The sequence below is a fragment of the Streptomyces durhamensis genome, assembly GCF_000725475.1.
GTDB lineage: Bacteria > Actinomycetota > Actinomycetes > Streptomycetales > Streptomycetaceae > Streptomyces > Streptomyces filipinensis.
Genome location: NZ_JNXR01000026.1, coordinates 1 through 23,057, shown reverse-complemented (window position 1 = coordinate 23,057; position 23,057 = coordinate 1). Strand labels below are relative to the sequence as shown.

The window sequence follows — 23,057 nt, the reverse complement described above, 5'->3', positions numbered from 1 at the left end:
CCGGGACGTCCACGGGGGCACCCTTGTGCGAATCGGCTCGAGGGTCTTGGGTGGAACGCGCGCCCGCCCGGCCCCACGTCCGAACCGGGCCGGTGGCATGGTGGAATCTCAGGAGGATCCCGACATGTCCGATTCACAGAGTGACGGTGGCGACTGTACGGACCACCGCACCGCTGTCACCGAAGCCGAGGTGGAGGCCCTGGTCCGGGGCATCTGCTTCAAGACCGGGCCGCCCCGTGCGCTCGGTGTCGAGCTGGAGTGGCTCATCCATGAGCTGCGGATGCCGCAGCTCCCCGTGACACCCGAACGACTCGAAGCGGTGTACGCCGCGCTGCGGGCCGTGCCCCTGCGGTCGCCGCTCACCGTGGAACCCGGCGGCCAGCTGGAGCTGAGCTCGCCGCCCGCCGCCTCTCTGATGGAGTGCATCGGCACCGTCTCCGCCGACCTGGACACCGTCCGCGCCGTCCTCGCCGAGGAGGGTCTCGGTCTCGTCGGCATCGGCCACGACCCGTGGCACACCCCCCGCAGGTTCCTGCACGAGCCGCGCTACGACGCGATGGAGGCCTGCCTGGACCGCACCGGCCCGGCGGGCCGGCACATGATGTGCACCTCCGCCTCCGTGCAGGTCTGCGTGGACGCCGGCCACGAGGAACCCGGCCCGCTCGGACACGAGCGGCGCTGGTGGCTGGCCCACCAGCTCGGGGCGGTCCTGGTGGCCGCGTTCGCCAACTCCCCGCTGCTCGGCCGCGAGCCCACGGGCTGGCTGTCCACCCGGCAGCTGCTGTGGATGGAGATCGGCGCGGGCCGCGCGGGCGCTCCCCCGCTGGACGGCGGCGCACGGGCCGCCTGGGCCCGGCATGTGCTGGACGCGCCGGTGATGTGCGTGCGCCAGGACAGCGGGCCGTGGCAGGTGCCCGAGGGGCTCACCTTCCGGGAGTGGACCCGTTCCCGGTCGCCGCGGCCGCCCACCCGGGCGGACCTCGACTACCACCTGACCACCCTGTTCCCTCCGGTCCGGCCGCGCGGTCATCTGGAGCTGCGGATGATCGACGCGCAGCCCGGCGACGACGGCTGGATCGTGCCGCTCGCGGTGACGGCGGCACTGTTCGACGATCCGGAGGCCGCCGAGACGGCGTACCGGGGTGTGAAACCCCTCGCGGAGCGGGCCCTGAACCTGCCCGCCCCGCACAACCCGCTGTGGACCGACGCGGCCCGGGGCGGGCTCACCGACCCGGAACTGCGCGAGGTCGCCGCGCTGTGTTTCACGGCGGCCCTGGAGGCCCTGCCCCGGCTGGGCGCCACCGCCGAGGTGACGGACGCGGTGGCCGCGTACCGGGACCGCTATGTCGCCCGGGGCCGCTGTCCGGCCCATGACCTGCTGGACCGGCTGGACAGCGGCGGCCCGCCCCCGTCCCGGCCCGGCCGCACCGGGGGCACCCCCACCGCCCACGGGAGGAAGGACATCCGCACATGACCGCCCCCGAGACCGACACCGCGACGACCGGGACGACGCAGACGACGGACGGGGACACCGAGGCGCTGCGGGAGCGCGCGCTGGCCTCGCTGGCCAGGGCCCGCGCCCGCACCACGCTGCTGACCAGCTGCGTCGAGGACCCCGACCTCACCGCCCAGCACTCGCCGCTGATGTCCCCGCTGGTGTGGGACCTCGCGCACATCGGCAACCAGGAGGAGCTGTGGCTGCTGCGGGCGGTCGGCGGCCGGGACGCCATGCGGCCGGAGATCGACAGCCTGTACGACGCCTTCGAGCACCCGCGCGCCGAGCGGCCGTCGCTGCCGCTGCTGGCGCCCGGCGAGGCCCGCCGCTACGCGGCCGAGGTGCGCGGGCGGGTCATGGACCTGCTGCAGGGCGCGGACTTCCACGGCACCCGTCTGACCGAGGCCGGGTTCGCCTTCGGGATGATCGCCCAGCACGAGCAGCAGCACGACGAGACGATGCTGATCACCCACCAGCTCAGGAAGGGTCCGCAGGCGCTGACCGCCCCGGACCCGGAGCCGGCCCCGCTGTTCACAGGTCCCGCCGAAGTCCTCGTGCCCGGCGGCCCGTTCACCATGGGCACCTCGGCCGAGCCGTGGGCGCTGGACAACGAGCGCCCGGCGCACGTCCGGGAGGTGGCTCCGTTCTGGATCGACACCACCCCGGTGACGAACGCGGCGTACCAGGCGTTCATCGAGGACGGCGGCTACGACACCGAGCGCTGGTGGACCCCGCAGGGCTGGACGCACATCAGGCAGCACTCGATCACGGCGCCGCTGTTCTGGCGCCGGGACGGCGAGAGCTGGCTGCGGCGCCGTTTCGGGGTCACCGAGGCGGTCCCGCCGGACGAGCCGGTGCTGCACGTGTGCTGGTACGAGGCCGACGCCTACGCACGCTGGGCCGGGCGGCGGCTGCCCACCGAGGCGGAGTGGGAGAAGGCCGCCCGCCACGACCCGGCCACCGGCCGCTCGACGCGCTACCCGTGGGGCGACACGGACCCGGCGCCGCAGCACGCCAACCTGGGCCAGCGGCACCTCGGGCCCGCGCCCGCGGGCAGCTACCCGGCCGGTGAATCCCCGCTCGGCGTACGGCAGTTGATCGGTGACGTGTGGGAGTGGACGGCGAGCGACTTCCTGCCGTACCCGGGCTTCACGGCCTTCCCGTACAAGGAGTACTCGGAGGTGTTCTTCGGTTCCGACCACAAGGTGCTGCGCGGCGGTTCGTTCGCCGTGGACCCGGTGGCCTGCCGGGGCACGTTCCGCAACTGGGACTACCCGGTCCGGCGGCAGATCTTCTCCGGGTTCCGCACCGCCCGATCGGAGGCCGTCTGATGTGCCGTCACCTCGCTTACGTGGGTCCCGAGACGACACTCGGCCGGATCCTCGTGGAGCCCGAGCACAGCCTGCTGCGCCAGTCGTGGGCCCCCCGGCGGCAGCGCTACGGGACCGTCAACGCCGACGGTTTCGGGGTCGGCTGGTACGCCCCGGACGATCCGCTGCCGGCCCGCTACCGGCGCGCGGGACCGATCTGGGCGGACCTGTCCTTCGCCGACCTGGCGCGGGTGGTGCGCTCCGGCGCCGTCCTGGCCGCCGTGCGGGACGCGACGCTCGCGGGTGCCGACGCGGAGGCCGCCGCGGCGCCCTTCGTGTCGGGCCGGTGGCTGTTCAGCCACAACGGCGTCGTCGCGGGCTGGCCCGACTCAGCGGCCCCGCTGGTGTCCGCGCTGCCCCCCGTGGACCTGCTGTCGCTGCAGGCCCGTACCGACTCGGCGTTCGTCTGGGCGCTGGTCCTGCACCGGCTGCGCCGTGGCGACGAGCCGGACCAGGCGCTCGGCGAGTCGGTCCGCCTGCTGGCCGAGGCGGCCCCGGCCTCCCGGCTCAACCTGCTGCTGACGGACGGGACCACGATCACCGCCACCGCCTGGGGCGACAGCCTGTGGTACCGCACGGAGCCGGGCCGTGGCACGGTCGTCGCCTCCGAGCCGTACGACGACGACCCGCTGTGGCAGGAGGTCCCCGACCGCACCGTGCTCACCGCGAGCCGCGCCGGCGTGCTGCTCGCATCGCTGGAGGATCCGGCATCCGCACCATCGAAGGAGCCCTGTACGTGAGCCCCTTGTATGTCACCCGCACCCTCCCCGAGGACGCGACGGACGCCGCGCTGCGCGCCGACGTCCGGCACGGCCTCACCGTCCACCCCAAGTCGCTGCCGCCCAAGTGGTTCTACGACGCCCGCGGCAGCGCGCTGTTCGAGCAGATCACCGAGCTGCCCGAGTACTACCCCACCCGCGCCGAGCGGGAGATCCTCGCCACCCGGTCCCGCGAGATCGCCGAGGCGAGCGGTGCCCGCACGCTGATCGAACTCGGTTCGGGCTCCTCGGAGAAGACCCGCTTCCTCCTGGAGGCGCTCTCCCCGGCGGCGTACGTCCCGGTCGACGTCAGCGAGAGCGCCCTCACCCAGGCCGGCAAGGCCCTCGTCGAGGATCACCCGGACCTGGACGTGCATGCGCTGATCGCCGACTTCACCGCCCCGCTGGAGCTGCCGGCCACGCCCGGGCCCCGGCTGGTGGCCTTCCTCGGCGGCACGATCGGCAATCTGCTGCCCGGTGAGCGTGCGGCGTTCCTGGCCTCCGTGCGCTCCCTGCTCGAGCCGGGGGACGGGCTGCTGCTCGGCACGGACCTGGTCAAGGACGAGCGGGTGCTGGTCCGGGCGTACGACGACGCGGCCGGGGTGACGGCCGCGTTCGACAAGAACGTCCTGGCCGTCGTGAACCGCGAGCTGGGCGCCGACTTCGACCCGGACGCCTTCGACCATGTGGCGCTGTGGGACGCCGAGCGCGAATGGATCGAGATGCGGCTGCGCTCCCGGACCGCGCAGACCGTGAAGGTGCCCGCGCTGGACCTCGCCGTGGACTTCGCGGCGGGCGAGGACCTGCGCACCGAGGTGTCGGCGAAGTTCCGCAAGGAGGGCGTGACCTCCGAACTGGCCGCCTCCGGGCTGGAGCTGACCCACTGGTGGACGGACGCGCAGGACCGCTTCGCGCTCTCGCTGAGCGTGGTGCGGTGAGTCAGACGTCCGGCGCGAGGTCCCTGGTGATCCTGGCGGAGGCCCGGCGGGCCTCCGTCGCCGGGTCCGCCCCCTCGATCACCCGGGTCATGTACCCCTTGATCGGGTTGTCGGCCTCGACGTCGGCCCACTGAGGGGTGCTGGGGGTCGCCCGGCCGTGGGCCGCGCCCGCGGCCATGGCGGCGACCCCCTCCTCGCCGGCGACCGCACGCGCCAGTGTGGTCCGGTTGGGGACGTAGTTCATGGTGCGGGCCAGTTCGGTGTCCCAGCGGGCGCCGGTCAGCGCCCCGACGACGGCGGTCGCGGCGAACTGGTCACGGGTGTTCTCCGGGACGACCAGGTCGGAGCCGCCGGTGAACACCGTGCCGGGGCGCGCGGCGGTCTTCCCCGGCACCGGGAAGAACCCCAGCTTGCCCCTGAGATCCGGGTTCTGCTCCACGATGGACCGGGCGAGCCCCGGTACGGCGACGATCTGCGCCACCTTGCCGGCGGCGAACACCCCGGCCTGGGGCGGGTGTTCCTCGTCCGCGTCCACCGGCCCGCGGCCCAGCGACTGCAGCCGCCGGTAGAACTCCATGCCGCGCAGCGCGGCCGGCGTGTCCAGGGCGCCCTTCCACCGGTAGTCCCGCTGCTGGGCGAGGTCGCCGCCCTCGTCCCAGATGAAGCCGGAGAGGGTGTACCAGTCCTGGCCGGCGAGGTAGATGCCCTGGTTGCCGCCGGCGTTGAGCCTCCCGGTGTCGGTGAGCCACTCCTCGCGGGTCTTCGGCGGGCGGCTGACACCGGCCGCCTCGAACAGGTCCTTGCGGTAGACGACGACGCGGTTGGCCGCGTACCAGGGGATGCCGTACTGCTTGTTGCCGTCCTTGCCCGGCTCGGCGAGGCCGGCCAGCCAGGTGTCCTGGCCCCAGTCGCGCATCGACTCCAGCGTGAGGTCGGCGAGTCGGCCGCCGTCGGCGTACAGCGGCACCTGGGTGTTGCCGACCTCGATGACGTCGGGCCCGTTGCCGGAGTCGTCCCTGAGCGCCTTGCGGACCTTGTCGACGATGCCGGTCCATTCCTGGACGCGGATGTCGAGGCGCAGGTCCTTGTGGGTGCGTTCGAAGTCGGCGGTGAAGCGCCGGAGGAACCCCTCCGAGGCGCTGTCCTTCATCAGCCACACGGTGACCGTCTTGCGCTGGTGCTCGTGCGGGAGCATCCCGCAGGCGCTGACGAGGGAGGCGGTGACGCACACGAGGGCGAGCAGACGACGTCTCACGAGGGGTCCTGTTCTGTCTGGCAGAGCGGTGCGGACAGGGCTGGGGGCCCGACGTGGGGGGACGAGCGGGGGGCTCGTACGGGTGTGCTGGGATTTTGGTATGGACCAATACGGAGGTCAAGGGCTACTCACGGTAGGCGCGCGACCGCCGTGCGGTCCGGGCCCGGATGCGGCACCGTGGAGTACGGCGTGACACGAGAGGAGCACCCGCATGTCGAACCACACCTACCGGGTCACCGAGATCGTCGGCACCTCGCACGAGGGCGTCGACCAGGCCATCCGCAACGGCATCGCCCGCGCCGACCAGACCCTGCGCAACCTGGACTGGTTCGAGGTGACGCAGGTCCGCGGCCAGATCGAGAACGGACGGATCGAGCACTACCAGGTGGGCCTGAAGGTGGGCTTCCGCATCGAGGGCGGCGACTGAGCCGTCAGGTTCGCCCTTCGCGTTCCTGCGCCTCTTCGAGCGCTGCGGACTTGGCGGCCCAGCGGGCGCGCACCACGGTGAACCCGGCGCGTTCGGCGTCGTCGCAGACCAGCTCGTCGTCGTCCACGAGGATCCGGACCTCCCGGTCCCGGGCGAGCCGGCGCAGGATCTCCAGCTTGGTGAACCGGGCCGGCCTGCGGTCGGCGTTGCTCCGCATGTACACCCGCCCCTCGGGCAGCCCGTGCCGCGCGAGCCACTCCAGGGTGTCCCGGCGGTACCGCTCGGGGCGGCCCGTGAGATAGACGACCTCGCACTCCCGGGCGCTCTCCAAGGCGAGCGCCACTCCCTCGGCGAGGGGCGGGTCCGCGGGCGCGGCGGCGAAGAACGCGCCCCAGTCCCGCGGCCGGCCCTCCAGGAAGTGCTGCCGGTGAGCGGTGTCGGCCAGGGTGTTGTCAAGGTCGAACACGGCGAGCGGACGCCCGTTGCTGTCGGTCACGGGACCACCCTAGCCAGGCCCGCCGAGGCCGGCCGCGACCGCCCCGGGAATCCCCGGCCCGCCAGGACGTTGAACCGTGCGTGAGCAGCACAGTGATCGCCCGGACCCGGTTCTCCGTCCTCGACCGTTCGCGCACCCGTGCGGGGCGCCCGCCCGGCGAGGCCCTGCGCGACACCGTCGCCCTGGCGCGGGAGGCGGAGGCGCTCGGCTACCACCGCTTCTGGGTGTCCGAACACCACGGCGTGCCCGGTGTCGCCGGGTCCGCGCCGACCGTGCTCGCCGCCGCGGTCGCCGCCGCCACCCGTACGATCCGGGTCGGCACCGGCGGTGTGATGCTGCCCAACCACCGACCCCTCGTCGTCGCCGAGCAGTTCGGTGTCCTGGAGTCCCTGTACCCCGGCCGGATCGACATGGGCCTCGGGCGCTCCGTCGGCTTCACGGACGGGGTCCGCAGGGCCCTCGGCCGGGACAAGGAGGACGCCGAGGACTTCGCGGCACAGCTCGCCGAGCTGCTGGGCTGGTTCGAGGGCAGCTCGCCGACCGGGGTGCGGGCCCGCCCGGCGGAGGGGCTGCGGGTGCCGCCGTTCGTGCTGGCCATGGGCGAGGGCGCGCTGATCGCGGCGCGCGCCGGGCTGCCCATGGTGATCGGCGATCTGCGCGGCCGCGAGAAGATGCTGCGCGGCATCGACGTGTACCGCTCCCGGTTCCGCCCGTCCCCGTGGGCGGCCGAGCCGTATGTCGTGATCTCCGGCACGATAGCCGTCGCCGGCAGCGAGGCGGAGGCACGGCGGCTGCTGGTGCCGGAGGCCTGGTCGATGGCGTACTCGCGCACCCACGGCACCTTCCCGCCCCTCGCGCCGGCCGAGGAGACCGAGGGCCGCCCGATGACCGCGAAGGAGCGCGGCTTCTACGAGGCCTCTCTCGCCGGTCATGTCGCCGGCACCGACGAGCAGGTCGCCGACGAGCTGCGGACCGTACTGAAGGAGACGGAGGCCGACGAGGTCCTCGTCACCACCAGTGGGTACGACCGTACGGCCCTGTCGGACTCCTACCGGCGCCTGGCCGCGCTGTTCGCGCCGGACCACTGACGGGCTCGGGATGCGAACCCGGCCGGGGCCGGTGACCCTGGGAGAGGAAGCCGTAAGCGACGAGGAGGGCTGCCATGTCCTTCATGGACAAGATCAAGGGCATGCTCAAGGGCCATGAGGACATGGCCGACAAGGGCATCGACAAGGGCGGCGACTACATCGACCAGCGCACCGGCGACACGTACAAGTCCCAGGTCGACACCGCCCAGGACAAGATGAGGGACGAGTTCGGCACACGTCCGAACCGGGACAACCCGCCGCAGTCGTAGCGCAAGGGGGCGGATAGAGTTGCCCCCCATGCGCAGCCCCCATGATCCGCACGACCCGTACGTCCGCGTGCGCGGGGCCCGTGAGCACAACCTCAAGGGCGTCGACGTGGACATCCCGCGGGACGTCCTGGCCGTGTTCACGGGCGTGTCCGGCTCGGGGAAGTCGTCCCTGGCGTTCGGCACGATCTACGCCGAGGCGCAGCGGCGGTACTTCGAGTCGGTCGCGCCCTACGCACGCCGGCTGATCCACCAGGTCGGGGCGCCCAAGGTCGCCGAGCTCACCGGGCTGCCGCCCGCGGTCTCGCTGGAGCAGCGCCGCTCGGCCCCCTCCGCGCGCTCCTCGGTGGGTACGGTCACGAACCTCTCCAACTCCCTGCGCATGCTGTTCTCGCGCGCCGGGACGTATCCGCCGGGCGCGGAGCGGCTCGATTCGGACGCGTTCTCGCCGAACACGGCGGCCGGGGCCTGCCGGGAATGCCACGGCCTGGGCCATGTGCACGGCACCAGCGAGGAGTTGCTGGTGCCCGATCCCTCGCTGTCCGTCCGTGAGGGCGCCATCGCCGCGTGGCCCGGCGCCTGGCAGGGCAAGAACCTCAGGGACATCCTCGACGCGCTCGGCCACGACGTGGACCGGCCCTGGCGCGAGCTGCCCGCGAGGGAGCGGGAATGGATCCTGTTCACGGACGAGCAGCCGGTCGTCACCGTCCACCCGGTCCGGGACGCCGACCGCATCCAACGGCCGTACCAGGGCACGTACACGAGCGCCGCCCGGTATGTGCTGAAGACCTTCTCGGACACCAGGTCCGCGTCGCTGCGGGCGAAGGCGGAACGGTTCCTGACCAGCACGCCCTGCACGGTGTGCGGGGGCAGCCGGCTGCGGCCCGAGGCGCTCGCGGTGACCTTCGGCGGCCGGACCATCGCCGAACTGGCCGCACTGCCGCTGACCGACCTGGCCGCACTGCTCGACGGCGGCGGCGAGGGCGGCACCGAGACGGCCCGGGTGCTCACCGAGGACCTCACGTCCCGGATCGCGCCCGTCGTCGAGCTGGGCCTCGGCTATCTGAGCCTGGACCGCTCCACCCCGACCCTGTCGGCGGGCGAGCTGCAACGGCTGCGGCTGGCCACGCAGTTGCGCTCCGGGCTGTTCGGCGTGGTGTACGTGCTGGACGAGCCGTCCGCCGGACTGCACCCGGCGGACACCGAGGCACTGCTGACCGTGCTGGACCGGCTGAAGGCCGCGGGCAACTCGGTGTTCGTGGTGGAGCATCACCTGGAGGTGGTGCGCGGCGCCGACTGGCTGGTCGATGTGGGCCCCGGCGCCGGCGAGCACGGCGGACGCGTGCTGTACAGCGGGCCGCCGGCCGAGCTGGCGTCCGTCGAGGAGTCGGCGACGGCCGTGTTCCTCTTCGACGAGTCGCCCGGACCGGCTCGCGAAGTCCGGGTGGCACGCGGCTGGTTGAAGGTGGGCCCGGTGACCCGGCACAACCTGCGCGCGGTGACGGCCGAGTTCCCCATCGGTGCCTTCACCGCCATCACCGGAGTATCAGGTTCCGGAAAGTCCACGCTCGTCGGCGAGCTGACGGAGGAACTTCAGGGGGTGGACCGGCTGGTCCGGGTCGACCAGAAGCCCATCGGGCGCACCCCGCGTTCCAACCTGGCCACGTACACCGGCCTGTTCGACGTCGTACGCAAGGTGTTCGCCGAAACGGAGGAGGCGCGGTCGCGCGGGTACGGTGTCGGGCGCTTCTCCTTCAACGTCTCCGGTGGGCGCTGCGAGACCTGTCAGGGCGAGGGTTTCGTCAGCGTCGAGCTGCTGTTCCTGCCGAGCACGTACGCGCCCTGCCCCGACTGCGGTGGTGCCCGCTACAACCCCGCGACGCTCGAAGTGACGTACCGGGGCAGGAACATCGCCGAGGTGCTGGACCTGACCGTGGAGGGGGCGGCGGAGTTCTTCGCCGACATCCCGGCCGCCGTCCGCAGCCTCGGCACCCTGCTCGACGTGGGCCTCGGCTACCTGCGGCTCGGCCAGCCCGCGACCGAGCTGTCCGGCGGCGAGGCACAGCGGATCAAGCTGGCGAGCGAACTGCAGCGCGGCCGGCGCGGCCACACGCTCTATCTGCTGGACGAGCCGACGACCGGGCTGCACCCCGCCGACGTGGAGGTGCTGATGGACCGGCTGCACGGGCTGGTCGACGCCGGGCACACGGTCGTGGTGGTCGAGCACGACATGACGGTGGTCGCGGCCGCGGACTGGGTGATCGACCTGGGCCCCGGCGGGGGTGACCGGGGCGGGCGGATCGTGGCGGCGGGGCCGCCGGAACAGGTGGCCCGTGCGGCGGGCAGTGTGACGGCGCCCTATCTGGCCCGGGTCATGCCCTGAGGTCGGCAGGGCGCCGTGGGCTCCTTAGCACAGCGGGCCGGTGTCAGGTGCTGAGCAACCGGTTGAAGAAGGACCGGTAGCGCCGCAGCGCTCCGCGGAGGGCCTCCGTGTCGACCTTCTCGCCCTGGCTCCACTGCCCTTCCAGGCCCTTCTTGTGCTCGGAGAAGGTGGCGGCCAGACTCTGCATGACGTCCGCGACCAGGGTGTCGGCGTCGTGCACGGCCTCGCGCGGGTCGTCGACGAACCTGTTCTGGATCGTCTGCCAGCGGTCGCGGAAGGCCCGTTCCTCGTCGTCCGTCATCAGCTGCGGAGCCTCGTCGTCCGAAGCGCCGGGAGCACCCGTGGCGTCCGCGGCCGTGGCGGTGCCGGACGACTCGGGGGCCGCTGCCTGCGCATCGGCACCACCGGCGCCGGACGCCCCCTCCCCGCTCGCCGTCCCGGTGCTCTCACCGGGATAGACGGGCGCTTCCGAGGAGGCCGCGTCCGGTGCGGCGTCCGTGTCGGCGCCGGTCGGCCGGGCCAGGTCTTCGGTGGACAGACCGCTGGTGGTGCGGTCCGCGTCCTCGTTTCTGTGCATGGCGTTCCTCCATGCGGGGTCGTGGTGTCGGTCAGGACCGGGCGGCCTGCGCGCGGCCGCCACCGTCGGAGAGCAACTCGTCGAACAGGGCACGGTAGTGCACCATGGCACCCCGCAGCTGCTCGGTCGTGGCCCGCGTGCGGGTGGAGAGGGTCTCCACCTCGTGCGCGGCCCGGTAGTGCTCCAGCGTGGCGCCGTGCTCCACCGAGAGATCCTTCATCTGCTGCTCGAACCCCTCGGTCGGATACCCGCGCTCGTGCATCAGGGAGGTCACCAGCCGGTCGGCATCGTGCACCGCGTCCTCCGGCCGGTCGACGAACTCCTCCTGCACGCTGCTCCACTCCCGCGTGTAGCGGTCCCGGGAGACGGGGGGCAGCGGTTTGATGTCGAGCGAGTCATGTCGCTTCTCGCGTTCCCTCAGCTCGCGCTCGGCGGCGAGCCGGCTGTCGGATCCCTCGACCGTCCGCTCGTACTCCGGGCCGAAGCGCTCACGAAGGTGACGGCGCCGCATCAGCTGTGAGACCGCCACAGCGGCCAGAGCGACCACCACCACGATCGGAATGATGATCGCCAGAAGCGTTCCCGTGGACATGGGCACACGCTCCTCGGGGAGTAGTGATGTGCGCTTCCCAGGTTCCCCTTCCGCGCAATTCTAGGCATACCGGCTATTTTGCTGTCAGGTGGTGACCAGGGCCGCGTGCGTCCACGCCGGTTCCGAGGCCTCCGGCTGGGCGGCACGCGCCAGGGAACGGCGGTCGGCGTGGGTGCCGGGCAGGATCGCCGGCCGGATCTCCACCTCCGCGGTCATTCCCCGGGTACGGGCCACCCGCCACAGGGAGGCGAGCAGGGTGTCCTCGCCGACGAAGGCGGCGGCCGTGCTGGCCGTACCGCCCTGCTGGGTGTAGCGGAGCCGCACCGGCTGCACGGGCACGCCCGCGTCGAGCGCGGCCTGGAAGACGGCCCGGTGGAAGCGGCCGTGGGCCCGCCCGCACCAGGTGCTGCCCTCGGGGAACGCGGCCACGGCCGCCCCCGCCCGCAGCGCCCCGGCGATCCGGGCCACCGTCTCGGGCAGGGCTCGCAGCCGGTCCCGCTCGATGAACAGGGCCCCGCCGCGCGCGGCCAGCGCGCCCGCCACCGGCCACCGCCGGATCTCGGTCTTGGCGAGCATCCGGGCCGGCCGTACGGCGGTCAGCAGCGGGATGTCCAGCCACGAGACATGGTTGGCGACCAGCAGCAGCCCGCCGGCCGGTGGGGCGGCACCGGTGAGGCGGACCCGGACCCCGACGGCCCGCACGATCGCCCGGCACCACCGCCTGACCCACTCGGCGGGAATCCTCCCGCCGAGCGGGGACAGCACGATCCCGGCGAGCACCAGGACCACGACCGCGGCCAGCCGCAGCACCGCACGGGGTACGGCCGCGGCGGCCGGGGCCGGTTCCACACAGGCGCCCGGGGTGCAGGGCGCGCTGGGCAGCCAGACGCTCATCAGGCCGGCACGAGGGAGAGGAAGTGCCGCAGATAGCGCGGGTTGACCCGGCGCATCGACAGCAGCACGTACAGGTCGGCGACCCCGAATTCCGGGTCGTGCGCGGGCTCGCCGCACACCCAGGCGCCGAGGCGGAGGTAGCCGCGCAGCAGGGCGGGCAGCTCGCTGTGCCCGGCCGGCGCCTCGGCGTCCGGGACCCACGGCAGCAGCGGCCGTACCCGGAACTCCTCGGGCGCCAGGTGCTTGGCGCGCACCCGTTCCCAGGTGGCCGCCGCGAGGGCCCCGCCGTCGGCGAGCGGCACCGAGCAGCAGCCCGCGAGCCACTCGTGTCCGCGGTCGACCATGTAGCGGGCTATCCCGGCCCAGATCAGGCCGATGACGGCGCCGTCGCGGTGGTCGGGGTGCACACAGGAGCGGCCTACCTCGACCAGCCCGGGCCGGATCGCATCGAGCGCGGCCAGCTCGAACTCGCCCTCCGAGTAGAGCCGGCCCGCGACCGCGGCCCGCTCCGGCGGCAGCAGCCGGTAGGTGCCGACGACCTGGCCGGTCGCCGTGTCCCGGACGAGCAGGTGGTCGCAGTAGGCGTCGAAGGCGTCGACGTCGAGCCCCGGCTGCGGCGTGGCCAGCAGGGCCCCCATCTCACCGGCGAAGACGTCGTGCCGCAGCTGCTGCGCGGCCCGCACGTCGTCCTCGTCGCGGGCGAGGGTGACGGTGTAGCGGGTCGGTGCCGCGGGCTGTGGGGGGCGGTCGAGGGTGGAAACGCCGGTCATGGCTCTCTCCTGGTCACGGGCCGGTTCGGCGACGGCGGCGGGCACTGCGTTTCGGCCCGCCGCTCCTGTTCTTCCGACGCCGGTTGGCGTGCGCGTGACCTGAGCGGGGAGAGCGGATGTGGGATTGCTGAACGCCGGGGTCCGGCGATCACGGTGAAGACCAGACGGGGCCGGTGAGCACCACTCCCGGCCCCGCCCGTTCGCCTGTGCGACGAACGTCTCCTGCTCAGGGGGGCGCTACCTCTTCCCCGCCTTCCGGGCGGCCCGCAGCCACTCCTTGTTCATGCCGGTGATCGAGACCAGCGGGATCCCCTTCGGACAAGCCGTCGCGCACTCACCGGTCAGCGTGCACCCGCCGAACCCCTCCGCGTCCATCTGCGCCACCATGTCCAGCACCCGCGTCTCCCGCTCGGGGGCCCCCTGGGGCAGCACGTTCAGGTGGTTGACCTTGGCGGAGGTGAACAGCATCGCCGCACCGTTGGGGCAGGCGGCCACGCACGCCCCGCAGCCGATGCACTCCGCGTGCTCGAACGCGAAGTCGGCGTCGGCCTTCGGCACCGGCGTGGCGTGCGCCTCCGGCGCGGATCCGGTGGGCGCGGTGACGTAGCCGCCGGCCTGGATGATCCGGTCGAACGCGGACCGGTCGACCACCAGGTCCTTGATCACGGGGAAGGCCGAGGCCCGCCACGGCTCGATGTCGATCGTGTCGCCGTCCTGGAAGGACCGCATGTGCAGCTGGCAGGTGGTGGTGCGCTCCGGCCCGTGCGCGTCGCCGTTGATGACGAGCGAGCACGCGCCGCAGATGCCCTCGCGGCAGTCGTGGTCGAAGGCCACGGGGTCCTCGCCGGCGAGGATGAGCCGTTCGTTGAGGACGTCCAGCATCTCCAGGAAGGACATATCGGACGAGATGCCGTCCACCTCGTATGTGGACATCGCTCCTTCGGCGCCGGCGTTCTTCTGCCGCCAGACGCGCAGGGTGAGCTTCATGCGTAGCTCCGCTGGGTGGGATGGACGTACTCGAAGACGAGGTCTTCCTTGTGCAGGACGGGGGCCTCACCGGTGCCGGTGAACTCCCAGGCGGCCGCGTAGCCGAACGCGTCGTCCCTGCGCGCGGCCTCGCCGTCCGGGGTCTGGGACTCCTCGCGGAAGTGGCCGCCGCAGGACTCCGCGCGGTGCAGCGCGTCGAGGCACATCAGCTCGGCGAGTTCGAGGTAGTCGACGATGCGGTTGGCCTTCTCCAGCGACTGGTTGAACTCCTCGCCGGTGCCGGGCACCTTGATCCGGCGCCAGAACTCCTCGCGGATCTGCGGGATGCGCTCCAGGGCCTTGCGCAGCCCCGCGTCGGTGCGGGCCATGCCGCAGAACTCCCACATCAGTTCGCCGACTTCGCGGTGGAAGGAGTCGGGGGTGCGGTCGCCGTCGACGGACAGCAGCAGGTTGAGGCGGTCCTCGGTCTCGGCCAGCACCTCCTGGACGACGGGGTGTTCGGTGGTGACGGGCTCCTGGCGGGGGTTGCGGGCCAGGTAGTCGTTGATGGTGGCGGGGAGCACGAAGTAGCCGTCGGCCAGGCCCTGCATCAGCGCGGAGGCGCCGAGCCGGTTGGCGCCGTGGTCGGAGAAGTTGGCCTCGCCGACCGCGAACAGGCCCGGGATCGTGGTCTGCAGGTCGTAGTCGACCCACAGGCCGCCCATGGTGTAGTGCACGGCCGGGTAGATCCGCATCGGCACCTCGTAGGGATCCTCGTCGGTGATCCGCTGATACATGTCGAAGAGGTTGCCGTACCTGGCCTCGACGGCCGCCCGGCCCATGCGCCGGATCGCGTCGGCGAAGTCCAGGTAGACGCCCTGGCCGCCGGGGCCCACCCCCCTGCCCTCGTCGCACACGTTCTTCGCGGCGCGGGAGGCGATGTCGCGCGGCACCAGGTTGCCGAAGGACGGGTAGATCCGTTCCAGGTAGTAGTCGCGCTCGTGCTCGGGGATCTGGTTCGGCGGCCGGGTGTCGCCCTTGGCCTTGGGCACCCAGATCCGGCCGTCGTTGCGCAGCGACTCGCTCATCAGCGTCAGCTTGGACTGGTGGTCGCCGGTGCGCGGGATGCAGGTCGGGTGGATCTGTGTGAAGCAGGGGTTGGCGAAGTAGGCGCCGCGCCGGTGCGCCCGCCAGACGGCGGTCGCGTTGGAGTTCATGGCGTTGGTGGAGAGGTAGAAGACGTTGCCGTAGCCACCGGAGGCCAGCACCACCGCGTCGGCGAAGTAGGTGTCGACGCGGCCCGTGACCAGATCCCGCGCCACGATGCCCCGGGCCCGCCCGTCCACGACGATCAGGTCCAGCATCTCGGTGCGCGGGTGCATCTCCACGTTCCCGGCGGCGATCTGCCGGGACAGCGCCTGGTAGGCGCCGAGCAGCAGCTGCTGACCCGTCTGGCCGCGGGCGTAGAAGGTGCGGGAGACCTGGACACCGCCGAAGGAGCGGGTGTCGAGCAGACCGCCGTACTCACGGGCGAACGGCACGCCCTGGGCCACGCACTGGTCGATGATCTCCACGGAGATCTGCGCCAGCCGGTGGACGTTCGACTCGCGCGCCCGGAAGTCGCCGCCCTTGACGGTGTCGTAGAACAGCCGGTGGATCGAGTCGCCGTCGTTGCGGTAGTTCTTCGCCGCGTTGATGCCGCCCTGTGCGGCGATGGAGTGGGCGCGGCGCGGGGAGTCCTGGTAGCAGAACTGGACGACGTGGTAGCCCTGTTCGGCGAGGGTGGCGCCCGCGGAGCCGCCGGCGAGGCCGGTACCGACGACGATGACCGTGTGCTTGCGCCGGTTGGCGGGGTTGACCAGCTTGGCCTCGAAGCGGCGCTTGTCCCAGCGCTCGTGGATCGGGCCGGACGGGGCCTTGGCGTCGGTGACCGGCTCGCCGGTCGCGTAGTTCACGTAGTCGGTCATGTCAGCTCACCACTCCGGTCATGACGCCCACGGGTACGGCGATGAAACCGGCCGTGAGCAGCAACGCGAGGACGTCGGCGACGGTCTTCAGGGCGCGGTCGCGGGCGCGGCTGCCGACGCCGAGGGTCTGCGCGGCGCTCCAGAAGCCGTGCCGGATGTGCAGGCCGAGCGCGAGCATCGCGACGATGTAGACGACGTCGCCGTACCAGGTGGAGAAGGTGTCGACCACGTTCTGGTACGGGTGCCCCTCCTGGAAGCCGCCGGAGTGCACGGTGCCGGTGGTCAGGTCCAGGAGGTGCCAGACGATGAACAGGCCGAGGATGACGCCGCCCCAGCGCATGGTGCGGGTGGCGTAGGTGGCCCGCTGCTTCCTGTGCACGTACTTGCTGGGCCGTGCCCTGATGTCGCGGCGGCTGAGCTGGTACGCGCAGGTGGCGTGGGCGACCACGGCGACGACCAGGACGATCCGGATGAGCCAGAGCGTCCACTCGTAGTGCATGAAGGGTTCGCCGACGGTGCGCAGCCAGTGGGCGTAGTGGTTGAACTCGCCCGCCCCGAAGTAGATCTTCAGGTTCCCGATCATGTGCGCCACCAGGTACAGCAGCATGATCAGGCCGCTGACGGCCATCACCGTCTTCTTGCCGACGGTGGAGTCCCACATCGTGCGCGCCATGGACGGCCGTCGGTCCGTCCGCGTTGCCAGAGCCATGGAACAGCACGCTAGGGGCGAGTGACCCGATCGGTCCAAGACATGGTCCAGCTCGTTTCCATAGGTGGCGCCTATCATTGCTGTATGCAGTTCCAGCAGCTCCAATACTTCGTGGCCGTCGCCGAGACCCGGCACTTCACCCGCGCCGCCGAGCTGGTGCATGTCGCCCAGCCGTCGCTGTCGCAGCAGATCAAGGCGCTGGAGCGGGAGCTGGGCGCGGATCTGTTCCTGCGCGCACGGGGCAACATCACGCTCACCGACGCCGGCGAGGCGCTGCTGCCGCTGGCCCGGCGGATCCTCGCCGACGCCGACACGGCCCGGTACGAGGTGCAGGAGCTGGTGCAGCTGCGGCGGGGCCGGGTACGGCTCGGCGCGACACCGAGCCTGTGCACCGGCCTGCTGCCGGATGTGCTGCGCGCCTTCCACGACCGCTATCCCGGCATTCAGCTGCTGGTCGAGGAGGGCGGCTCGCACGACCTGGTGCGGGAGCTGGCGCGCGGTGCCCTTGATCTCGCGTTGGTCGTTCTGCCGCTGCCCACGCCGGCGCCCGCGCTGTCCACGGTGGAGCTGCTGCGGGAGGAACTGGTCGTGGTGTCCTCGGCCGAGGCGCCGGCGCCCGGGCGCGGCGGCCGGGCGGTGGACATCGCCGAACTGGAGGGCGCGCGGCTGGTGATGTTCCGGCACGGGTACGACCTGCGGGAGCTGACCGTGGCGGCGTGCCGCTCCGCGGGGTTCGAGCCGGAGTTCGCCGTGGAGGGGGGCGAGATGGACGCGGTGCTGGGGTTCGTGCGGGCCGGGCTGGGGGTGGCCGTGGTGCCGCGGATGGTGGCCACCCGGGCCGGGCTGGGGCTCCGGGTGACGCCGCTGGCCCGTCCCGGGCTGCAGCGGACGATCGCGCTGGCGCACCGCAGCGATGTGGCTCCGCCGCGGGCCGCCAGGGAGTTGCAGCGGATGCTGCTGGAACGCTGAAGCCGCCTCCGGCGGAGGGAGGTCGTTCGGCTCTGCGGTGGCGCGGCGGGCACGGCGCGTCTCGGCAGTGGACCGAGGACTGCAGGCGCAGGTCCGGACGTATGAGCGGCGCACGGAGAAGCACGTCGTCAAGGACACTCAGCTCGTCGAGAGACCGGACCCTCGCACGCTCCCGGCCCGGCAAGGGCCACTTCCGCCGGCTCTCCTCCCTGGCCGCGCCGGTGAGCACGGTCCTGGTCGCCGCTGTCACGGCGGCCGTGACCGTGCTCGCGACCGCCTGGGCGGACCAGCTGACGACGCCGCAAGCGCCGCCTCGTCCGGCCCCGTCGGCGGCCGCCACCGCGCAGCCATGAGACCCGTTCAGCCCGTGGCGTCCACCAGGGCCAGGTCGTGGAGCCGCTCCGGTGGGCCCGGGCGGGCGTAGTACCAGCCCTGGGCCGTGTCACAGCCCAGTATCCGGAGTTGTTCGGCCTGGGCGCCGGTCTCCACGCCCTCGACCGTCACCGCGAGGTCGAGGCTGTGGGCGAGGGAGACGATGCCCTCGACGATCTTCAGGTCGACGGGGTCGGCGGGGAACTGCTGCATGCCCCGGGTGAAGGAGCGGTCCAGCTTGAGGATGCGCACCGGAAGGCGGCGCAGGTTGGCCAGGTTGGAGTAGCCGGTGCCGAAGTCGTCCAGGGCGATGTCGACGCCCATCTCGGCGAACCTGTGCAGGGGTTTGAGCAGATCGTCGTCGGCACCGATGAGCGCGGACTCGGTGACCTCCAGACACAGGGCGTCCGGGGCCACGCCCGCCCGCTCCAGGATGTCGACGGTGTCCTGGACCAGGCCCGGATGGCTGAGCTGGCAGGGCGACAGGTTGACGTTGATGCGCAGGGGCCCGGCAGCGGCGTCCTCACCGTGGCGTTCTCGCCAGGCGCGGGCCTGGCGGATGGATTCCTCCAGGACCCAGCGGCCGAGCGGGACGATCAGGCCGGTGTGCTCGGCGAGCGGGATGAAACGGTCGGGGCCGAGCACGCCGTGCTGCGGGTGCAGCCAGCGCACCAGGGCTTCGGCGCCGCGCACACTGCCGTCGCCGAGATGCACGAGCGGCTGGTACTCGATGAAGAACTCGCCGCGCTCCAGCGCCGTCGGCAGGGCCGTGGTCAGGCCGTGGCGGGTGATGGCGCGGGCGTCGGCCTCGGGGTCGGCGAGTTCGGAGCGGTTGCCGCCCGCCGACTTGGCCCGGTACATGGTGATGTCCGCGCTGCGCAGCACCTCGGCGGCGGTGCGTTCCCCCGCCGGGCCCTCGACGATGCCGAGGCTGCCGCGCACCATCAGGTCCCGGCCGTCGATGCTGATCGGGGTGATCAGCGCGTTCATGATGCGATCGGCCAGTTCGTCCACCTTGCGCGCGGTGCCGGGGCCGGTGGTGAGGGCCACGAACTCGTCGCCGCCGAGCCGCGCGACCATCTCACCGGGCGCGGTCGCGCAGGACTGCAGCCGGTCGGCGACCTCCACCAGCAGCCGGTCGCCGGCCGCGTGGCCGAGGCTGTCGTTGACGGTCTTGAAGCCGTCCAGGTCGAGGTAGCACAGGCCGAAGCGCTGGCCCTCGCCCGCGTTCAGCACCTTCTCCAGGCGTTCGAAGAACAGCGTGCGGTTGGGCAGGCCGGTGAGCGCGTCGTGCGTCGCCTCGTAGCGCAGCCGGAGGTTGAGCAGCCGGCGCTCGGTGGTGTCCTCCATGAGGGCGAGCTGGTACTGCGGGCTGCCGTCGGCGTCCCGCAGCAGGGAGACGGTCAGATTGGTCCACAGGACCGTGCCGTCGGGCCGGTTGAAGGCCTTTTCGAGGTGGTAGTGCTCGCGCTCGCCGCGGACGAGTTCGTCGTAGAGCTTCCAGGTCTGCGGGGCGTCCTCGGGGTGCACCCAGTCCTGGACACGGCGGCCGCGCAGGGTCTGCTCGGAGAGGCCGAACATGCGCAGCAGCGCCTGGTTGGCCTGGAGGACGTGGCCGTCGAGGTCGGCGATGCCGACCCCTATGGCCGCACCCTCGAAGACCGCGCGGAAGCGGGCCTCGCTGGCGTGCAGCGCCTGCGCGACCACGCCCTGGGCCCGCAGCGCGGCCTGGGCGATGGACTCCTGCTCGGCGAGGGTGCGCCGGCGCAGCGCCTCGGCGTATCCGGCGGCCATCGCGTGCTGCAGCCGTGAGCACCGTATGCGCGGCTCGTCCTGGGGGCCGTCGCCGGCGCAGTACAGCACCAGGTAGGCGTCGACGCAGTCCAGCGTGCGGGCGAGCGCCTCGGGGTCGGTGCAGTGCGCGCCGACCAGCGCGGCGCCCACCGCCTTCGCACCGTCGGCGTCGAAGCCGTGCGCGCGCAGCAGCTCGCTCAACCGGCGTGCGAGCGGAAGGAGTTGTTGCTCGAACTCGGCACGGGTCAGCGACGTGGAGGTCACCGGGTAGACCGCCCGGCTCCAGATCGTCGTGAACCGGCGCAGTCTGTCCTCCGGCCCGTCCGGCTCGGCGCTCACGCCGTGCGCCCCACGCCGGCGAATCCGGAGAAGGCGAACGGATCCTCGTCCTCCGGCGCCGACTCCGGCCGCCAGTGCGGCATCGGCACCAGTCCCGGTTCCACCATGTCGTACCCCTCGAAGAACCGCGCGATCTCGTCGCGCGAACGCATGATCAGCGGGTTGCGAATGTCCTTGTATACGTCCACCGCGCCCTCGGCCCGCTCGGCAGGCACCGGGATTCCCTCGTACGAGGCATGGGTGAGGATCAGCAGGCTGCCGGGCGCGAGCGCGTCGCGCAGCTCGGCCACCGCACCGTAGGGGTCGTCCGCGTCTTCCACGAAGTGCAGTATGGCAACGAGGAGGAGCGCGACCGGGCGGTTCAGGTCGATCAGCCGCTCCACTTCGGGGCTGGACAGGATCTCCTTCGGCTTGCGCAGGTCCGCGGCGACCACGTCCGCGGCGTCGTTGCCCGCCAGGACGGCCTGGCTGTGCGCGACGGCGACCGGGTCGTGGTCGACGTAGACCACGCGGGCGCCCGGTACGGCCGCCTGGGCCACCTCGTGGGCGTTGCCGAAGGTCGGGATGCCGGATCCGATGTCGAGGTACTGGGTGATGCCCTCGCCGGCCGCGAACCGCACGGCGCGGCGCATGAACGCCCGGTTGGCCTGCATGATCTTCGGCAGGCCCGGCATGAACTCCATCGCCTTGCGGGCCGCTTCCCGGTCCACCTCGAAGTTGTGCGAACCGCCCAGGTAGTAGTCGTAGATCCGCGAGACGCTCGGCACCGAGATGTCGATGCTCCGGGGGGCCCAGGCGGGGCGCTCCATGTATCACTCCAAGGCGTAGGCGACAGGGACAGGCGATCCGGTGTTCGAGCTGAGGCTACTGATCGCCCGCCAAAGGAGCGACCCAAACCGGAAATTGACCGTCCGTTCCCGGTCACTGCCTGCGAGATCGCTGTCGCGTGTGCCGGGTTTGCCCGTCTTACGGATGCGGGTCGCGAGGGGGGCGGCCGGACCCGCGCGACGGAGCCGCGTATCGGCCTGCCCGCGCCCCTTCCGGGCGCGCGAAAGGGCCCGCCCCCTCCGTGCGGTGCGGAGGGGGCGGGCCGGCGGTGGCGCTCCGGGTCGGGCGGGGCGATCGACCCTGGGGAGGTGATCTAGTTGCCCGGCGCGCCGACCGGCTTGCCGTCGGGCGAGACGGCGTACCAGGTGCCGCCCACGCCCTGACCGTTGGTGTCCCCGGGGGCCTTGTCGCCGGAGAAGGTGTAGATCGGCCAGCAGTTGACGGTCATCTGCTTCACCCCGTCGGGACGGGTGAAGCCCATCAGGCCCTTCTTCTTGACGCCCTTGGTGTCCTCGGGCTTGACCGGGGCGACGGCCGGCCACTTCTCCAGGCAGGCTCCGGTGCAGTTCGAGACGGACTTGGGCCAGGCCTTGTCCTTGAGGAAGCGGTAGACCGTCCTGCCGTTCTTGTCCACGACGATGTCGCCGAGCTTGGCGTCCTTGCGCACGGACAGACCGGGCATGGAGGCGAGGGAGGCCTTCTTGCCGTCGGGCGCGAGCGCGAACCACTTGCCGCCCACGCCCTGGCCGTTGACGTCACCGGCGTTGACGTCCTTGGCGTAGCGGTAGGCGGGCCAGCCGCCGATGGTGAGCTGCTTGCTGCCGTCGGCGCGGGTGACCTCGCCGAGCAGCGCCTTGTCGATGCCCGCGCCGGCGGTGGCGTCGTCGGCGGGCACCGGCGGCCAGGTGGTGGCGCAGTCGCCGTCGCAGTTCGACTTGGGCGGATTGGCCGTGTCCTTGTCGAACCGGTACAGGGTCAGACCGGAGCCGTCGGTCAGTACGTTGCCCAGGTCGGGGTTGGCGGCCACGGTCAGCTTGCCGGCGGGGGCGGCCGCGGTCGGGGAGCTGGAGGCCTGGTTGCCGTCGGCACCGTAACCGTTGCCCGTGCCCGTGCCCGTGCCGGCGCCGTTGGTCGGGCTGCCCGCGGGCGCGGTGGCCCCGACGTTCTGGGCCGCCGATGCCGGGGTGGTGCTGTTGTCCTGACCGCACGCCGTCGTCAGCGTCAGCACCGAGGCGGCCGTGGCCACCAGTGCGGCGGTCCGCCACGAGGTCTTCATGTCCAACTCCCCATCATCGCCTGGATGTTGCAGCGCTCTGCCGCGTCGCCGCACGGCCATGGGTACGCACCGAGGGGGGCGGAGCGTTCAACGGGAGGGAGAAGTTCTTCGGGAAATCCTTTCCGGATCCTGTGACACGTGCCGCCACGGACGGCTCGCACAGACGTACACATCGCACCACCAGCACAGTTCACCTGTTCAAACCATTGATCACACGATGTACCCCTTTCGGAGCAATCCCGGCGCACTACGGCGTACGACCGGGTTCGACACCCCATGATCTTCGTCGTGCATGGACCCGAAGCGACCCGACGCGCGCCCGCAGCACGGGTGTTGGCCCTGGTGACGCTTACCTGGACCCTGGTGGGCTGCCCGGTCGGCAGCGCGTCGGCCGACGCCTGTGCGTACGCCTCCACGGGCCCGGACGGCCCGGTGGCGACGGCCTACGCCGGCGGGCACTACCGGCCCGCCCTGCCGCCCTGCCCCCAACCCACCCCACCGACGCCGACACCCACACCGCCACCACCC

At 72.2% G+C, this 23,057-nt stretch carries 21 protein-coding genes and 1 pseudogene; 10 read left to right on the top strand and 12 right to left on the bottom strand.

The genetic code is table 11. From position 1 onward, the window contains the following. Nucleotides 1-124: 124 nt before the first annotated feature. From egtA to egtD, 4 genes are read left to right on the top strand one after another with little or no spacing between them, the layout of a single operon-like run. Complete coding sequence (egtA, locus tag IO33_RS0131990; RefSeq protein ID WP_031171462.1) at nucleotides 125-1,474, top strand: ergothioneine biosynthesis glutamate--cysteine ligase EgtA; 1,350 nt, start codon at nucleotides 125-127, stop codon at nucleotides 1,472-1,474. Further along, the gene (egtB, locus tag IO33_RS0131985) at nucleotides 1,471-2,826 is read left to right on the top strand and encodes an ergothioneine biosynthesis protein EgtB (protein ID WP_031171461.1); all 1,356 of its coding nucleotides are present in this window, start codon (nucleotides 1,471-1,473) and stop codon (nucleotides 2,824-2,826) included. Before egtA ends, egtB begins: the two co-directional genes overlap by 4 nt. After that, a complete protein-coding gene (gene egtC / locus IO33_RS0131980) occupies nucleotides 2,826-3,605 on the top strand; it encodes an ergothioneine biosynthesis protein EgtC (protein ID WP_031171459.1) in 780 nt (259 codons plus the stop codon). Before egtB ends, egtC begins: the two co-directional genes overlap by 1 nt. Then, nucleotides 3,602-4,561: an L-histidine N(alpha)-methyltransferase gene (gene egtD, locus IO33_RS0131975; protein ID WP_031171456.1), complete on the top strand. Its 960-nt coding sequence runs from the start codon at nucleotides 3,602-3,604 to the stop codon at nucleotides 4,559-4,561. Before egtC ends, egtD begins: the two co-directional genes overlap by 4 nt. A gap of 1 nt (nucleotide 4,562) precedes the next feature. Here the strand turns inward: egtD and IO33_RS0131970 are convergent, their stop codons facing one another. Continuing rightward, entirely contained in the window at nucleotides 4,563-5,816 is a 1,254-nt protein-coding gene (locus tag IO33_RS0131970) for an extracellular solute-binding protein (protein ID WP_031171454.1), read from the bottom strand. 211 nt (nucleotides 5,817-6,027) lie between these two features. Here IO33_RS0131970 and IO33_RS0131965 point away from each other — a divergent pair, with 211 nt between their 5' ends. Beyond that, complete coding sequence (locus IO33_RS0131965; protein WP_031171453.1) at nucleotides 6,028-6,243, top strand: dodecin; 216 nt, start codon at nucleotides 6,028-6,030, stop codon at nucleotides 6,241-6,243. Between the two features lie 4 nt (nucleotides 6,244-6,247). Here IO33_RS0131965 and IO33_RS0131960 read toward each other — a convergent pair whose 3' ends face one another. After that, nucleotides 6,248-6,739, bottom strand: a complete 492-nt coding sequence (locus IO33_RS0131960; RefSeq protein WP_031171451.1) for a phosphatase domain-containing protein — start codon at nucleotides 6,737-6,739, stop codon at nucleotides 6,248-6,250. 80 nt (nucleotides 6,740-6,819) lie between these two features. Between IO33_RS0131960 and IO33_RS0131955 the strand changes: the two genes are divergently transcribed. The 3 genes from IO33_RS0131955 (at nucleotide 6,820) to IO33_RS0131945 (ending at nucleotide 10,476) form a co-directional block, all read left to right on the top strand. After that, the gene (locus tag IO33_RS0131955; RefSeq protein WP_031171449.1) at nucleotides 6,820-7,827 is read left to right on the top strand and encodes an LLM class flavin-dependent oxidoreductase; all 1,008 of its coding nucleotides are present in this window, start codon (nucleotides 6,820-6,822) and stop codon (nucleotides 7,825-7,827) included. 74 nt (nucleotides 7,828-7,901) lie between these two features. After that, nucleotides 7,902-8,096 (top strand): antitoxin, encoded by a 195-nt coding sequence (locus tag IO33_RS0131950; RefSeq protein ID WP_031171447.1) that lies wholly within the window; start codon nucleotides 7,902-7,904, stop codon nucleotides 8,094-8,096. Nucleotides 8,097-8,124: 28 nt separating this feature from the next. After that, the gene (locus IO33_RS0131945) at nucleotides 8,125-10,476 is read left to right on the top strand and encodes an ATP-binding cassette domain-containing protein (RefSeq protein WP_031171445.1); all 2,352 of its coding nucleotides are present in this window, start codon (nucleotides 8,125-8,127) and stop codon (nucleotides 10,474-10,476) included. 43 nt (nucleotides 10,477-10,519) lie between these two features. On the opposite strand, the gene IO33_RS0131940 is transcribed toward IO33_RS0131945, so the two are convergent. The 7 genes from IO33_RS0131940 to IO33_RS0131910 all read right to left on the bottom strand — a co-directional run bounded on the left by IO33_RS0131940 (nucleotide 10,520) and on the right by IO33_RS0131910 (nucleotide 16,915). After that, entirely contained in the window at nucleotides 10,520-11,053 is a 534-nt protein-coding gene (locus IO33_RS0131940) for a hypothetical protein (protein WP_031171443.1), read from the bottom strand. 31 nt (nucleotides 11,054-11,084) lie between these two features. Next, complete coding sequence (locus IO33_RS0131935) at nucleotides 11,085-11,645, bottom strand: hypothetical protein (protein WP_031171442.1); 561 nt, start codon at nucleotides 11,643-11,645, stop codon at nucleotides 11,085-11,087. An 84-nt stretch (nucleotides 11,646-11,729) separates the two neighbouring features. Next, entirely contained in the window at nucleotides 11,730-12,539 is an 810-nt protein-coding gene (locus IO33_RS0131930; protein ID WP_031171439.1) for a lysophospholipid acyltransferase family protein, read from the bottom strand. Beyond that, nucleotides 12,539-13,309: a GNAT family N-acetyltransferase gene (locus IO33_RS0131925; RefSeq protein WP_031171437.1), complete on the bottom strand. Its 771-nt coding sequence runs from the start codon at nucleotides 13,307-13,309 to the stop codon at nucleotides 12,539-12,541. The genes IO33_RS0131930 and IO33_RS0131925 overlap by 1 nt, the downstream gene beginning before the upstream one ends. Nucleotides 13,310-13,546: 237 nt before the next feature. Continuing rightward, a complete protein-coding gene (locus IO33_RS0131920; protein WP_031171435.1) occupies nucleotides 13,547-14,296 on the bottom strand; it encodes a succinate dehydrogenase/fumarate reductase iron-sulfur subunit in 750 nt (249 codons plus the stop codon). Next, nucleotides 14,293-16,242: a fumarate reductase/succinate dehydrogenase flavoprotein subunit gene (locus IO33_RS0131915; RefSeq protein WP_031171433.1), complete on the bottom strand. Its 1,950-nt coding sequence runs from the start codon at nucleotides 16,240-16,242 to the stop codon at nucleotides 14,293-14,295. The genes IO33_RS0131920 and IO33_RS0131915 overlap by 4 nt, the downstream gene beginning before the upstream one ends. A gap of 1 nt (nucleotide 16,243) precedes the next feature. Continuing rightward, nucleotides 16,244-16,915 carry a succinate dehydrogenase gene (locus tag IO33_RS0131910; protein ID WP_031171432.1) on the bottom strand — a complete coding sequence of 224 codons (672 nt, stop codon included), beginning with the start codon at nucleotides 16,913-16,915 and terminating at the stop codon, nucleotides 16,244-16,246. A gap of 120 nt (nucleotides 16,916-17,035) precedes the next feature. Here IO33_RS0131910 and IO33_RS0131905 point away from each other — a divergent pair, with 120 nt between their 5' ends. After that, complete coding sequence (locus IO33_RS0131905) at nucleotides 17,036-17,920, top strand: LysR family transcriptional regulator (RefSeq protein ID WP_031171430.1); 885 nt, start codon at nucleotides 17,036-17,038, stop codon at nucleotides 17,918-17,920. A gap of 360 nt (nucleotides 17,921-18,280) precedes the next feature. Here the strand turns inward: IO33_RS0131905 and IO33_RS0131900 are convergent, their stop codons facing one another. From IO33_RS0131900 to IO33_RS0131890, 3 genes are all read right to left on the bottom strand, one after another. After that, the gene (locus IO33_RS0131900; RefSeq protein WP_031171428.1) at nucleotides 18,281-20,425 is read right to left on the bottom strand and encodes a putative bifunctional diguanylate cyclase/phosphodiesterase; all 2,145 of its coding nucleotides are present in this window, start codon (nucleotides 20,423-20,425) and stop codon (nucleotides 18,281-18,283) included. Further along, complete coding sequence (locus tag IO33_RS0131895) at nucleotides 20,422-21,234, bottom strand: SAM-dependent methyltransferase (protein ID WP_031171426.1); 813 nt, start codon at nucleotides 21,232-21,234, stop codon at nucleotides 20,422-20,424. The genes IO33_RS0131900 and IO33_RS0131895 overlap by 4 nt, the downstream gene beginning before the upstream one ends. A 332-nt stretch (nucleotides 21,235-21,566) precedes the next feature. Continuing rightward, nucleotides 21,567-22,529, bottom strand: a complete 963-nt coding sequence (locus IO33_RS0131890; protein ID WP_031171424.1) for an SCO0930 family lipoprotein — start codon at nucleotides 22,527-22,529, stop codon at nucleotides 21,567-21,569. Between the two features lie 342 nt (nucleotides 22,530-22,871). Between IO33_RS0131890 and IO33_RS51830 the strand changes: the two are divergent. Next, a pseudogene (locus IO33_RS51830) lies at nucleotides 22,872-23,057 on the top strand (hypothetical protein); the annotation flags it as partial.